11 protein-coding genes and 1 pseudogene are annotated in these 13,573 nt (G+C 40.0%); 11 read left to right on the top strand and 1 reads right to left on the bottom strand.

Annotated elements, in window-relative coordinates; translation table 11 throughout:
* Positions 1–69: 69 nt before the first annotated feature.
* The gene (locus JFU24_RS09255; RefSeq protein WP_201183405.1) at positions 70–855 is read right to left on the bottom strand and encodes an SDR family oxidoreductase; all 786 of its coding nucleotides are present in this window, start codon (positions 853–855) and stop codon (positions 70–72) included.
* A 205-nt stretch (positions 856–1,060) separates the two neighbouring features.
* Here JFU24_RS09255 and JFU24_RS09250 point away from each other — a divergent pair.
* The 11 genes and pseudogenes from JFU24_RS09250 to nadD all read left to right on the top strand — a co-directional run bounded on the left by JFU24_RS09250 (position 1,061) and on the right by nadD (position 13,343).
* Positions 1,061–2,040: pseudogene (locus tag JFU24_RS09250) on the top strand (Gfo/Idh/MocA family protein).
* A 113-nt stretch (positions 2,041–2,153) separates the two neighbouring features.
* Entirely contained in the window at positions 2,154–2,462 is a 309-nt protein-coding gene (locus JFU24_RS09245; RefSeq protein WP_053345048.1) for a heme biosynthesis protein HemY, read from the top strand.
* Positions 2,463–2,482: 20 nt separating this feature from the next.
* Positions 2,483–3,604 carry an NADH-dependent flavin oxidoreductase gene (locus tag JFU24_RS09240; RefSeq protein ID WP_201221625.1) on the top strand — a complete coding sequence of 374 codons (1,122 nt, stop codon included), beginning with the start codon at positions 2,483–2,485 and terminating at the stop codon, positions 3,602–3,604.
* Between the two features lie 777 nt (positions 3,605–4,381).
* Positions 4,382–6,025, top strand: a complete 1,644-nt coding sequence (locus tag JFU24_RS09235; RefSeq protein WP_201250900.1) for a SulP family inorganic anion transporter — start codon at positions 4,382–4,384, stop codon at positions 6,023–6,025.
* Positions 6,026–6,109: 84 nt separating this feature from the next.
* The gene (locus tag JFU24_RS09230; RefSeq protein ID WP_309558773.1) at positions 6,110–6,523 is read left to right on the top strand and encodes a MerR family transcriptional regulator; all 414 of its coding nucleotides are present in this window, start codon (positions 6,110–6,112) and stop codon (positions 6,521–6,523) included.
* Positions 6,524–6,965: 442 nt separating this feature from the next.
* Positions 6,966–8,480 (top strand): carboxylesterase/lipase family protein, encoded by a 1,515-nt coding sequence (locus tag JFU24_RS09225; RefSeq protein ID WP_201221624.1) that lies wholly within the window; start codon positions 6,966–6,968, stop codon positions 8,478–8,480.
* Between the two features lie 32 nt (positions 8,481–8,512).
* The gene (gene kynU / locus JFU24_RS09220) at positions 8,513–9,799 is read left to right on the top strand and encodes a kynureninase (RefSeq protein ID WP_242485312.1); all 1,287 of its coding nucleotides are present in this window, start codon (positions 8,513–8,515) and stop codon (positions 9,797–9,799) included.
* A 14-nt stretch (positions 9,800–9,813) separates the two neighbouring features.
* Positions 9,814–11,163 (top strand): amino acid permease, encoded by a 1,350-nt coding sequence (locus JFU24_RS09215; RefSeq protein ID WP_201249873.1) that lies wholly within the window; start codon positions 9,814–9,816, stop codon positions 11,161–11,163.
* A 14-nt stretch (positions 11,164–11,177) separates the two neighbouring features.
* Entirely contained in the window at positions 11,178–12,023 is an 846-nt protein-coding gene (kynA, locus tag JFU24_RS09210) for a tryptophan 2,3-dioxygenase (RefSeq protein WP_201181753.1), read from the top strand.
* A gap of 22 nt (positions 12,024–12,045) precedes the next feature.
* Positions 12,046–12,672, top strand: a complete 627-nt coding sequence (kynB, locus tag JFU24_RS09205) for an arylformamidase (RefSeq protein WP_201249872.1) — start codon at positions 12,046–12,048, stop codon at positions 12,670–12,672.
* 17 nt (positions 12,673–12,689) lie between these two features.
* Complete coding sequence (gene nadD, locus JFU24_RS09200) at positions 12,690–13,343, top strand: nicotinate (nicotinamide) nucleotide adenylyltransferase (protein ID WP_201221620.1); 654 nt, start codon at positions 12,690–12,692, stop codon at positions 13,341–13,343.
* Positions 13,344–13,573: the final 230 nt, after the last annotated feature.

Raw genomic sequence — 13,573 nt, 5'->3', positions numbered from 1 at the left:
TAGGGTTTCAGCTTTTTACCTTGTTTAGAAAGTACTCCTGATAAAAATCAGGGCTGCTTTTTTCAATTCTTATAACAGTGATTCCGCTCCGTCAATATAAACTTCCGTGCCTGTTACATGGGAGGACATAGCTGAAGCTAGGAACAAGACAAGGTCCCCTGCTTGCTCGGTAGTGCCGGCTTTTTTTGCAAGGGGCTGTGAACCTTCCGGGTATTCAATTGGGATTCTGATTTTTTTTAAGTTTTCATCTTCTGGGAAAGTGTTGTCGTGAATGTTCGTATCGATGGAGCCGGGACAAATGATGTTGACTCGGATTTTATATTTTGCCAATTCGAGTGCCGCCATTTTACCGAAAGCAACTTGACCAGCTTTTGATGAGCTGTAGGCGGAAAAACCAAAATTCTTGAAAAATCGGTTTCCATTGATGGAGCTATTGATGACGATGCTGCCACCTGTTTCCTTCATATATGGAATGGCGTATTTGACAGTGAGGAAGGTACCCTTTAGGTTGATGGTATGTGTTTGATCCCAGTCCTCTGGCTTTATGTCTTCGATGGGGGCTATCACACCGTTGATGCCTGCGTTGGCGAATACGAAATCAATTTTCCCGAAATGGTCAAAGGCTACCTGGTATGCCTTTTCAACTTGATCGGCTTTAGAAACATCGGTTTTGACGATTAAAGCCTCTCTACCAAGGGATTCTACTTCTTCCTTCACCTTTTCGGCATTTTCAACTGTCCGATCAAAAAAGACAATATTTGCACCGTTTTCAGCTAGCTTTAGTGCAGCTCCACGGCCAATTCCTGATCCGCCACCCGTAATTATTGCGACTTTATTTTTCATTAAATCTGTCATAAACTTCACACGCTCCTTTTTAGTTTTCTTTCCCGAATAGGTAGTATGTAGAAACATCATGGCAGTAGTAATATAGAAAGATTATAAAGGAAAATTACCTGAAAAATCCAATTTAAACCGTCGTTGGTCGTCATTTTCCTTTGTTTTTTAGTGAATTGTCTGTATATTGAGGACATAATAAGTTAGCTTGAAAGGGGATATGATGTTGATACGTTTAGGAGTAATAGGAACAAACTGGATCACTGAGCGATTTTTAGAGGCAGCAAAGCTTGTGGAGGAGTTTTCTTTAACCGCTGTTTATTCACGTACAGAAGAGAAGGCTAAGGAATTTGCCGGAAAATATGGAGTTTCTACGATATTTACAAATTTAGAGGAAATGGCCGCAAGCGATGAGATTGATGCTGTATATATTGCAAGTCCTAACTCTCATCACAGCAGGCAGTGTTATTTTTAGATAATAAAAAGCATGTGTTATGTGAAAAACCATTAGCTTCGAATGCAATGGAAGTTAAGAAGATGATTGACGCTGCCCAAAAAAATGAAGTGCTATTAATGGAAGCAATGAAATCAACAGTAATGCCTAACTTTGAAAGTATCGAGAAAAATATTAGTAAAATAGGTACCATACGGCGATTTTCAGGAAGCTATTGTCAATATTCATCACGCTATGACGCGTATAAAAAGGGCACAGTTTTGAATGCGTTCAATCCGGAATTTTCAAGCGGCGCATTAATGGATTTAGGGATTTACGTCATTTACCCACTTGTTGTACTGTTCGGTAAACCAAATAAGATTCAGGCAACAGGAACATTGCTTGAATCAGGGGCAGATGGACAGGGAACCATATTACTTTCCTATGACGAAATGGAAGCGGTCGTAATGTATTCGAAAATTACGGAATCCAACCAGCCATCCGAAATACAAGGCGAACATGGCAGCATTCTCATTAATAAGATTTCCGGACCCGAAGCAGTGGATATCCATTATCGGGATGGTTCTAGGGAAAGTATTTCGGTTAAGCAGGACATGCCTTCCATGTATTATGAAGTTAAAGAGTTTGTTGAATTGATTCATCAGGGTAAAATAGAATCGGATAAAAATTCATTCGCGAATTCACTATTGACTATAGAAATCATGGATGAAGCAAGAAAGCAAATTGGCATCGTTTTTCCTGCTGACCGTTGATAAGCATTTAAATAGACACGGTCTTGGAAGAAGAGTATAAATGGATGTTACAGATATCCTTTAATTGGGTAGAATTTTAGTACATAGATAATATTTATGTTGGAGGAATGGATATGAAATGCAAAATTAACCGTAATGCAGCAAAAGTTTTACAAAATATGTTGAGCAGTGAAGAAGCCGAAGGCAAAATGATTCGAGTATATATCACGCATATGCATGGTGATCATGCTCACTATGAGATGAAACTTGATACGCCGACAGAACATGATGAAATTGTCAAAACAGATAAAGATATAGATATTTTGCTTGATTCACGTGAGGAATTTCTTGATGGGGTATGGATTAAATATTTTTACGTTCCGGAAGAAGGTTTTGAAATTACTAATCCTTCGAAAGAACCTCACGGGCATCACCACCATTAAGAAAAAAAGGGGAGAATGGTATGAATCAAAAATACGAAAAGATCTTTCAACCATATAAATTTTCTTCAGGGGTAGAAGTGAAAAACCGTATCATGATGGCTCCGATGACAACTTATTCTTCGGATGATCATGGCTTTATAACCGAAGATGAACTGGCTTATTATGCGGAACGCTCGGCAGGTGTTGGTGCGGTGATTACGGCTTGTGCTTATGTAATAGCTGGAGGAAAAGGGTTTCCAGGTCAATTTAGTGTAGATGACGATTTATTTATCCCTTCTTTGAGAAAATTGGCTGAGACGATTCAAGCTAAAGGGTCAAAAGCAATTTTACAAATATATCATGGTGGTCGGCAAAGTCCACCCGAATTAGTACCTGATAACCAACCTGTTTCCGCGAGTGCGATTGCTTCCAAACAAGATGCACCGGTACCACGGGAAATGTCGGAAAACGAAATTCAGGACGTTATTATGGCATTTGGAGAAGCGACTAGAAGAGCCATCGAAGCAGGATTTGATGGCGTAGAAATTCATGGGGCCAATACGTATTTGCTTCAACAATTCTTTTCACCACACTCGAACCGTCGTACAGATAAATGGGGAGGAACTCTAGGAAAACGATTGATTTTTCCGCTTACCCTTGTAAACGAAGTGGAAAAAACAGTGGCTGAGCATGCGAAAAAGCCATTTATTATCGGCTACCGCATTTCTCCTGAAGAAGGCAGCAATCCTGGAATCACTTTGAATGACACGCTCCAGTTCGTCGATAGACTAGCTAATCAAAACTTAGATTATCTGCATATATCGGTAGGTCATTTCTGGAATGGTTCATTCCGTGAGAGTGATAGGACAAAATCCCGAATCGTTAAAATTCATGAAAAGGTTGGTAATCGTATCCCGATAGTCGGTGTAGGCTCTCTGCACACACCGGAGGAAGTAGCAGAAGCTATGGAAACCGGCGTGCCATTTATCGCCCTCGGTCGAGAACTGCTTATGGAACCGCATTGGATTGAAAAAATCAGGGCAGGAAAAGAAATTGAAATACGTACGACTCTTTCCAAGAAAGATCAGGATGAACTTGTCATTCCAGATCCACTTTGGGAGAAGTTGATTAATATAAAAGGTTGGCTTCCGGTAGTAGAGTAAGTGTAAAAAGCATTAGAAATATATAATACCTTAAACCCGTCCTCTCTTTATTGAGGACGGGTTTTTGTATGGGCAACTTATGCATAGATGGTCTCAATGGATTGGAATGTTCAGATTCCTTTTCCTGGAAAATGAGCATTCCAATAAGATATATGTTGAGGAAGGCAATTAAAATAGTATTTCGGCTACATTTGAACTTGCCTAAACAAATGATACGGGCATCCGTAGCTCATTTTGTGAATTAACCCAACAATCAGTATCCCTAGAGTTACAGATAATCAGACTTATTCCGTTCAAACGGAAAATATCTCTCTATTGGATAAATCAATTTAATATATGCCGAAGAATAGGCAATTAGTCGAACATTCCAATTCCCTGCATAGTAGTCATTACTTCCGGCTTCAAAATAACTAGTCTGGACGTATCGTCCCAGTTTGTAATATAAACGTAAAAATATGTAAACAAATGTTAACTTTGCTAGTAATGTACAGTTCTACGTTTTACTGTATAATGTTGAACCGTAGTTGATAACCATGTCAAATAACTTTACAAAGGAGAATACAGATGACGATTATTTCTTCGGTTTTATTTGCCCCTCGCATGTTTGTTGTAAACAGAAAATATGTCCGTTGGAAGAAGTTACGTTCCCTCTATATATTTACTTAGCGTATACAATTATACGTATTTGAACGAGTAACTCCTCTAAAAAGCAAGAATATATTCCGATAATTGTAGAGTTCAATCTTAAAAACAACTAAGGATGTGAAAATGAAGAGAATGATAAAAGATACGAGATTCCAAGGATATAACATGAGAGGTTTTCAAAAAGACGTTACGGCAGGATTGGTTGTAGGTATTGTTGCCATTCCTTTGGGATTAGCTTTTGCAATTGCGTCAGGAGTTGAGCCAATATACGGGTTATATACTACGATCATCGCTGGAATCCTCATTTCCATTTTGGGAGGATCCAAGTATCAAATTGGTGGACCGACTGGAGCTTTTGTGCCTTTGTTATTTGGTATTGTTATGCAATATGGATATGATAGTCTGCTAATTGCGGGATTTTTAGCTGGATTGATACTAGTTGTGATGGGACTTCTTAAATTAGGTAATTTGATGAAGTTCATTCCCCGCCCTGTCATCATTGGGTTTACAACAGGAATTGCGATAATTATCTTTTCTGGGCAGATCGCCAGCTTCTTCGGTATGAGGGTGGAAAAACATGAAACGTTTATGGACAACATGAGGGAACTGGTGGTTAAAGCAGATACGATTAATGTTTATAGTGTGAGTGTTGCGGCTATATGTTTTATCGTTATCTTGCTTTCACCGAGGATTCTGCCACGAGTGCCAGGACCGCTACTGGGTCTACTCATTTCCACAATAGCAGCCTACTATTTATTTCCCAATAAGGTTGCTACAATCGGTTCTACGTATGGAGCGATTCCAAGAGGATTTCCTGAATTTAAAGTGCCAGAGCTTTCAATGGAAATCATTATCACACTTCTTCCCGTTGCTTTTACGATTGCCTTATTAGGAGGCGTTGAGTCTTTGTTATCCGCTACCGTGGCAGATAATATGGGCGGTTCCAAACATGATAGTAATAAGGAATTGGTTGGACAAGGGATTGCAAACATTGCTACTCCATTCTTTGGGGGGATACCGGCTACAGGTGCTATTGCCAGGACGGCTACCAATATCAAAAGTGGTGCAGTCTCTCCAATGTCCGGAATCATTCACGGAATTGTCGTTTTGTTGGTTTTGCTTGTACTTTCTCCATATGCAGCGCATATACCTTTGGCAAGCATGGCACCCATTTTGATGTTTGTTGCATGGAATATGAGTGAAAGAAAGGAATTCGCTCATGTTTTAAAAACGAAAACAGCAGATTCGGTCGTTTTGCTAGTTACCTTTCTTGTTACTGTTTTCACTGATTTAATCATGGGAGTCGGAATTGGCTTATTGATTGCATTTGCCACCTTTATTAAAAAAATGAGCCACACATTAAAAATTAGAGAAAGAAATCATGAAGTTCATCATGAAATTGTTCCAAGCGATAATTTGGATTCAAAGATCAATGTGTATATTTTGGAGGGGCCATTATTCTTTGGTTCGATTGATGTCCTGGAGTCATCCATTTTAGCAAACTTGGATAATAAAACGAAAGTTTTGGTATTAAGTATGCGGAGGGTAACATATATGGATACGTCTGCAGAGGCTGCACTTCTGGCTATTGTTAATCGTTTAGGAAAATATAAGGGGAGATTAATCATTTCTGGAATTCAGCAGCAACCAAAGGAATTGCTGATCAGCACTGGATTATACCATAAAATAGAAAAACAACATTTTTTTAAATCGAAGGAAGATGCCCTTTATTTTGCCAAGAAGCAGTTGTATGTTAATTCGGATAAAGTAGTCTAATAGTTTCATCCTCGAAGTCACCTTTTTGGATTGTTATGTTATAGTAACGTTAACAGTAGATTTTAAAAGAAGGTGACTATCTGGGTGAATATATATCGGATTGGCCAGCTTGCTGAACTTGCGAATGTTTCGAAGAGAACCATCGACTATTACACACAATTAGGAATGCTGAACTATGAAAAAAATGGGTCAAGATATCGATATTATACAGAAGATGCTCTCAATCGTCTTCAAATGATTAATCGGTACAAAGAACAAAATATGCCATTGACTGAAATTAAGGAACGGTTACATGTCTGGTCAAAAACCACTGTGGTTTCTGGGCAGGTGCTCGTGAAAGTGGACAAGATATCATCAGATATCAAAGAACTGGAAAAAGAACTGCTTGAATTAAAACCGCTATTGGATCAGCTCGATGATCAGCAATTAAAATTTGCTGCAAAACAGCTGTCCGTTCGAGGAGGGTCTTTATTAAGCATCATTACTATGCTCACCTAAATATTTTGCCTCGATCAACAAAAAAGACCTGAATTGGTCTTTTTTTGTTTTGATTTAATAAATTTCACATCAGGGGAATCATCATTTTGAATAGATTTGTCCATTTTCATCTATCGTTATATGAGTGGATAACTGATTTAACTTGTTTATAATATTTGGTTAAAAGTCTTATCCATGAACAGTGGTTGTCCACTAATAATTTTGGCTGGAGTAATATTCGTGGTCGTATGCCCACTAATAGGAATGTCCACACAATTGCGTTTCTAATCCTTAAGGATGATTGGAACACCGGAATATGAAGTTGACTATGAGTAGAACATTTATTTGAATTATTTTTGGTTGAAATAGCCTTATAAATCTTTTTTCGATAAAGATGAAGGATATAAGGGAATGGAAAAAGAAGAACTTAAGTATCTATAAATATAAGAAGAGGTGAGAGTGTATGATTGGATCAATCGTAACGACGGCAAAAGGACATCTTCAAGGTACTATGGAAAACGATGTATGCGTTTGGCGTGGAGTCAGGTATGCGAAAGCGCCAATTGATGCTTTGCGTTTCCACTCGCCGGAGCCAGTTGAAAAATGGAGCGGTGTCTTGGATGCAGTGGATTTTGGTGCTGTTCCTCCACAGCCGATGGATCGGGCTGTAAGAACAGGAATGGCTGGCAATGAAAAAATGGATGAGGATTGCTTGTTCCTGAATATTTGGTCACCAAGAGCTGATGATAAGAAGCGCCCGGTCATGGTATGGATTCCTGGTGGGGCATATATAACGGGAGCTGGATCTATTGATATGTACAATGGACATTTGTTGGCTAAGAATGGAGACGTAGTCGTAGTAAGCATCAACTATAGGTTAGGTGCACTTGGATATTTGGATTTTACTGAGTTGACAGATGATGGAGAAACATTTGAAACCAACTTAGGCTTACGTGATCAAGTGGCTTCTTTGAAATGGGTGAAAGAGAATATTGAAGCCTTTGGCGGCGACCCTGAGAATGTTACGATATTTGGCGAATCAGCTGGAGGAAATGCCGTAACAACCTTACTTACTGTACCTTCAGCGAGAGGTCTTTTTAAACAGGCTATTGCAGAAAGTTCTGCTCCAACATCTGTTTACGGAAAAGCATTTGCACGACAATTCAGTGAAAAATTCCTGGATATCTTGGGAATTGGCAAGAATGAAATCCATCGATTAAAAACACTTCCAGTTCAAGAAATTGTCGCCGCCTCTTACCAACTCTTACAGGAAAACTCACAAGCTATGCCTGGTTCCCTATCTTTTGGACCTGTCGTTGATGGTGACTTCCTGCCTGATTATCCACTAGATTCGATTCGGTCCGGAAAAGCCAAGGGGATACCCTTGCTTATAGGAACAAATAGAGACGAAGCGACATTATTTGAACAAATGGATCCCCCTTTAATCCCAACTAATGAAGAGATGATTCATAAAATGTTCGAAAATACTGATCCAGAGGCGAAAGAGCGAATTACGAATGCTTATATGAACTTCCCTAAAAAGGAAGCGGCGCTTGGCATTGGCCGCGATGCGACTTTCCATATTCCTTCCGTTTGGTATGCGGAGGCGTACAGTCGTTTTGAAAAAACGTGGATGTATCGTTTTGATTATAAAACGCCGGCACTGCGTTTAAGCAAATTAGGGGCGACCCATGGAATGGAAATTCTATTTGCCTTCCAGACATTCGACTCGGCATTGGGCAAACGGATTACTTCTTATGGATCCAAGACAGCAGCGCTTAAGGTTTCCCAAAGGATTCAAGGTCATTGGGTTAACTTTGCGAAATATGGAAACCCAAATCCCGCAGAAGGGGAAATCTGGCCGAAATATGATGAAAACAACCACTACACTATGATTTTTGATAAAAAGGATTATATTGAAAAAGATCCTAACAGAATGATAAGGTTGGCCTGGGAGGGAGTAGGGATTTACAAGTGAAATATAGTGGATAGGAAGAAAGGACGGACAACATGGATATAAAAAATTTTATGTCTACGAAAGAGTATGCGAGAACTTTGGATCAGCAAGATGCCTTAGTTTCATACAGAGAGGAATTCTATTTGAATCCCGGAATGATTTATTTGGATGGGAACTCATTGGGACTTTTATCGAAGCGGGCGGAAAAAAGCTTAATGAGGTCATTGGAAGACTGGAAAAGGTTTGGGATAAATGGGTGGACGGAGGGCGCTGAGCCTTGGTTTTACTTTTCTGAGAGATTGGGAGAATTGAGTGCCCAATTGGTAGGGGCTGCAGGGGATGAAGTGATAATGAGCGGGTCAACGACAGCTAATTTACATCAGCTTGCGGCAACTTTTTTTGAACCGAAAGCTGGTAGGAACAAAATCATGGCGGATGAGCTAACGTTTCCCAGTGATATTTATGCGCTCCAAAGCCAGCTGCTATTACATGGACTTAATCCTGCGACACATTTAGTTCAGGTGAAAAGCCGAGATGGGAAATTCCTTAAGGAAGATGACATCATTGCAGCGATGAACGAGGAAATAGCCTTGATTGTACTGCCGACGGTCTTGTATCGGAGCGGTCAGATCCTTGATATTGAAAGGTTAACCAAGGAAGCCCATGCACGTGGGATCATTATTGGGTTCGATGGCTGTCATTCTATAGGTGCTGTTCCGCATTGGTTTGACAAGTGGGAAGTGGATTTTGCATTTTGGTGTAATTATAAGCATTTGAATGGTGGGCCAGGTTGTGTAGCTGGGTTGTATGTGAACCGTAAGCATTTTGACAGGAAGCCGGGATTGGCAGGCTGGTTTGGATCGAGGAAGGATAAGCAGTTCGATATGGAACATTCCTTTACCCAGGCAAATTCTGCAGGTGCTTTTCAAATTGGAACTCCCCATATATTAAGCATGGCCCCTCTTTTAGGTTCACTTGAAATGTTTGCAGAAGTGGGAATAGAGCAGGTTCGGTCAAAATCTTTGAGGCTGACGAAATATCTAATGGATTTAATCGACTCGGAACTTACTGATTACGGATTTAAAATTGGTAGCCCAAGGGATGAATCAAAAAGGGGCGGTCATATCATCCTTGAACATAAGGAAGCGGCAAGAATATGTAAAGCATTGAAAAAAGAGGCTATCATACCCGATTACCGTGAACCTAATATGATCCGACTAGCACCTGTTGCTCTTTATACCTCTTTTCAGGAAGTCTTTGAAACGGTACAGGTCCTTAAAAAAATCATGGACGGAAGGTTATATGAAAACTATGAAAATAAACGGGGAATCATTGCCTAGGATGGGAGAACCGTATGGAGAAAAATAAGTTGCATCGTAAGTTATCGTCAAATCAAATCACAATGATTGCCATGGGTTGTGCAATTGGTACCGGTTTATTTTTGGGCAGCGGCCTTGCGATTTCGACCGCAGGCCCAAGTGTATTAATCAGCTATGCAGCAGGTGCATTCATTGTCCTCCTATTGATGGGCTGTTTGGCAGAAATGACTGTAGCCTATCCAACATCAGGGTCATTTGGAACGATTGCTGAAAAATATATCAGTCCATTTGCAGGCTTTGTTGTGCGATATTCATATTGGATAGCGAATGTCCTTGCTATTGGAGTCGAAGTGAGTGCAATCGCCGTGTACATGAAATATTGGTTCCCTGATGTAGCTGGAAGTGTGTGGATTTTTCTTTTTGCTGCACTGCTTATCTATGTAAATGCAACGAGTGTCAATACATTCGGAAATTTTGAATATGTATTTTCAATGATTAAAATTAGCGCTATTGTTATTTTTATTTTACTTGGAGCATACGTGGTGATTGGCGCCGAACCCTCAAGTGGTATTGGGGTAGAGAATTATGTCAATGACGGAGGGTTTATGCCATTCGGGTTTTGGGGGCTTTGGGTTGCAATATTTATTTCTCTCTTCAGCTTTTTAGGGACGGAATTAATTGCAGTGACAGCGGGAGAAGCAAAAGACCCCGATATTGCCGTGCCCAAAGCTTTAAAGGCAACTGTTTTCAGACTTGCTACTTTTTATGTACTGACAATCGGTCTTATGTTGATGATTGTACCATGGCAATCTGCTGGAATCGATAAAAGCCCATTTGTAAAGGTAATGGAAATTTTGAATATTCCAGGAGCATCAGGAATAATGAATTTTATTGTGCTAACAGCCGCTCTATCTGCGATGAATAGCCAGTTATATGCTTCTACAAGAATGATATTTTCATTATCCGAGCAAAAGCAGGCTCCTGCATTATTTCAAAAGGTGAGCCGAAAAGGTGTTCCATTACGTGCCCTACTCATCTCTACACTGGGCATTTTTCTAGCTGCTGGTGTAAAAGTTCTGCTTCCGGATACTTCATATGCGTTCATGATGGGGATTTCGATGTTCGGAGCTATTTTCACCTGGTTTATGGTGTTTATCTCACATTTGTATTTTAGAAGGAATTGGGAAAAAACTGGAGGGCGGAAGTTGCCGGTGAAAATGTATGGCTTTCCATATTTAACGATACTAGGTGCATTTCTGCTGTTTGCTTTGACGGTATCGACTTGGTTCACTGGTCCATTTAAAATCGTTCTCCAGTTCGGTGTTCCTTGGCTGATCTTTCTTTGCATCGCTTATTTGTTAATGATGAAAATAAAAAGAACGTAAAAAGGGGAGAGAGTATGGATAAGGGACCGACTGATAAGAATCGTTTAGAAGAAGGAATGGTTACTGATTTTGAAAAGGATATGTCCTATGGGGACTATCTACATTTAAATCAAATTCTATCGAGTCAGCACCTGCTTTCCGGTCATCATGATGAGATGTTGTTTATTATCATTCATCAAACAAGTGAATTATGGATGAAACTGATTCTTCATGAATTAACAGCAGCAACAGACAATATCAAGGCAGGACGTTTGGAGCCTTCCTTTAAGATGCTATCTAGGGTATCAAGGATTCAACAACAACTTGTTCAATCGTGGAATGTTCTCTCGACCTTGACGCCATCGGATTATATGGAATTCCGTGAGAAACTCGGAAACTCTTCTGGCTTTCAATCATTTCAAAACCGGTTGATTGAATTTGCAATGGGCCAAAAGAATACGCAAATATTGACCGTTTTTCGACATCAGCCTGAACTTTATGAAACGATGATGGTTAATTTAAATAAACCTAGTATTTATGATGCTGCGATTGGGGCCTTGGCTGCAAGAGGTCTTCCGGTTGATGCATCCGTTTTGAAAAGGGATTGGTCTGAAACATATCGAATAAATGCCAGTGTGGAGAGTGCCTGGCTGACGGTCTACCGTGATGTTCATAAATATTGGGACTTATATGAGCTGGCCGAAAAGCTTGTTGATATTGGTAGTCAGCAACAATTTTGGAGATTCCATCATATGAGTACGGTAGAAAGAATCATCGGCCAAAGAATGGGCACAGGTGGTTCGTCGGGAGTGAGCTACCTAAAGAAAGTGGTCGACCAGCCATTTTTCCCTGAACTCTGGACACTGCGAACAAAGCTGTAAGCAAGACTGGAGGGGAAAATAGATGAAACTATGGAGAGATATTTCTCAGCGACTGAACGAAAATACGCCATATTGGCCAGGAGATACACCGTATTCATATCATCTGAATTCTTCAATAGCAAAGGGATCATCAGTCAATGTTGGGGAAATTAGGATGAGTACACATTTAGGAACACATATTGATGCTCCTTTCCATTTTGATGAAAACGGAAAAAAAATCATTGAGCTCGATTTGGATTTATATATTGGCCCAGCACTTTTAGTAAAGATAGATGCTACTAAAAGTATTGGAGTTGAGGCTTTTACAGGTATCGACTTTACAGGCATCGAACGGTTATTACTGGCAACAGGACAGTGGAAGGATCTCAGCCGTTTTCCTGAATGGATTCCTACAATTGATCCTGAATTAGCACCTTATCTTGCTGATAAAGGAGTGAAGTTGCTTGGACTTGATTTGCCTTCCGTTGACTATCTCGACAGCAAAGAATTGCCTGCCCACCATGCTCTGTCAGGTTGTGGTATTCATATCTTGGAAGGTCTAGTCCTAGAAAGCGTGGAGCCGGGACTGTATGATTTGGCAGCACTGCCGCTTGCGTTAGAAGAGGGAGACGGCAGTCCGGTCAGGGCTGTGCTGAAAAGGAAGGGTTAAACGAGGGGGAATAAGAGATGGGCAAAATTGGAGTTTACGGATCTTCCTTCGATCCAGTTACGAATGTCCATTTATGGACAGCATCTACCATTGCACATCGTGCTAAGTTGGACAAAGTTATTTTTTTACCTTGCGCCGATAATCGGATTGATAAACAGATGAAAACGAGTAATGAACATCGCTGGGATATGCTTGGGCTAGCTATCGAGGACAACCCGCTGTTCGAAGTTAGTGATTATGAAATTAATGAACGGGCTGGGACGAGTAAACAGTATACTTGGTATACGATGGAATACTTTAAACAACAGTACCCGAAGGATGATGTTTATTTCATTATGGGTGCCGATCTTCTTGAAGATATTGATAATCAGGAATTACCGGTACACTTACGCTGGAAATTCAGGGAAAAGTTGATTGCCAATCATAAATTTATCGTCATGGCCCGGGATGGAATAGATATGCTGAAAATCATTTCCAAAAGTCCGTTGCTGAGAAATTATGATGATGGCAATACATTTCACCTTATTGATAAAGGTCTCTCCATGGAAATCAGTTCGACATATATAAGAGATGAGTTCGCGATGGGTGGAGAACCGAGATATTTACTGCCTGGTCAATGTTATCAGTATATTGTGGACAATAAGTTGTATCAGAAAGAATCAAAATCTTGAGTTTTTAGTATAAGCGAGAACAAAGAATGCAAAAGAGCTCAATCTAATGAGATTGAGCTCTTTTGCATTGGTTATATAATTCCATTAATACAGACTATATTATTTTAATCTAAATAAGCGTCGCGGAAAAGATAAAAAGAAAAAACATAGTTGACAACTTGGTATACTTTGTTTTATGGTAGTGATACATAAAAACAGAATATTTGCTGATCAGAAAACTGAAGGCATAC

It is taken from the genome of Peribacillus sp. TH27 (assembly GCF_016650915.1).
GTDB lineage: Bacteria > Bacillota > Bacilli > Bacillales > DSM-1321 > Peribacillus > Peribacillus butanolivorans.
The sequence above is the reverse complement of the archived record's forward strand: the minus strand, read 5'-3'. Positions and strand labels throughout refer to the sequence as shown.

What these genes read in the sequence shown, in the direction of transcription:
- JFU24_RS09215 (WP_201249873.1), top strand. Translation starts at nt 9,814, where the DNA reads ATGGAGAAAAATAAGTTGCATCGTAAGTTATCGTCAAATCAAATCACA.
- JFU24_RS09225 (WP_201221624.1), top strand. Translation starts at nt 6,966, where the DNA reads ATGATTGGATCAATCGTAACGACGGCAAAAGGACATCTTCAAGGTACT.
- kynU (WP_242485312.1), top strand. Translation starts at nt 8,513, where the DNA reads ATGGATATAAAAAATTTTATGTCTACGAAAGAGTATGCGAGAACTTTG.
- JFU24_RS09240 (WP_201221625.1), top strand. Translation starts at nt 2,483, where the DNA reads ATGAATCAAAAATACGAAAAGATCTTTCAACCATATAAATTTTCTTCA.
- nadD (WP_201221620.1), top strand. Translation starts at nt 12,690, where the DNA reads ATGGGCAAAATTGGAGTTTACGGATCTTCCTTCGATCCAGTTACGAAT.
- JFU24_RS09245 (WP_053345048.1), top strand. Translation starts at nt 2,154, where the DNA reads ATGAAATGCAAAATTAACCGTAATGCAGCAAAAGTTTTACAAAATATG.
- kynB (WP_201249872.1), top strand. Translation starts at nt 12,046, where the DNA reads ATGAAACTATGGAGAGATATTTCTCAGCGACTGAACGAAAATACGCCA.
- JFU24_RS09235 (WP_201250900.1), top strand. Translation starts at nt 4,382, where the DNA reads ATGATAAAAGATACGAGATTCCAAGGATATAACATGAGAGGTTTTCAA.
- kynA (WP_201181753.1), top strand. Translation starts at nt 11,178, where the DNA reads ATGGATAAGGGACCGACTGATAAGAATCGTTTAGAAGAAGGAATGGTT.
- JFU24_RS09255 (WP_201183405.1), bottom strand. Translation starts at nt 855, where the DNA reads ATGACAGATTTAATGAAAAATAAAGTCGCAATAATTACGGGTGGCGGA.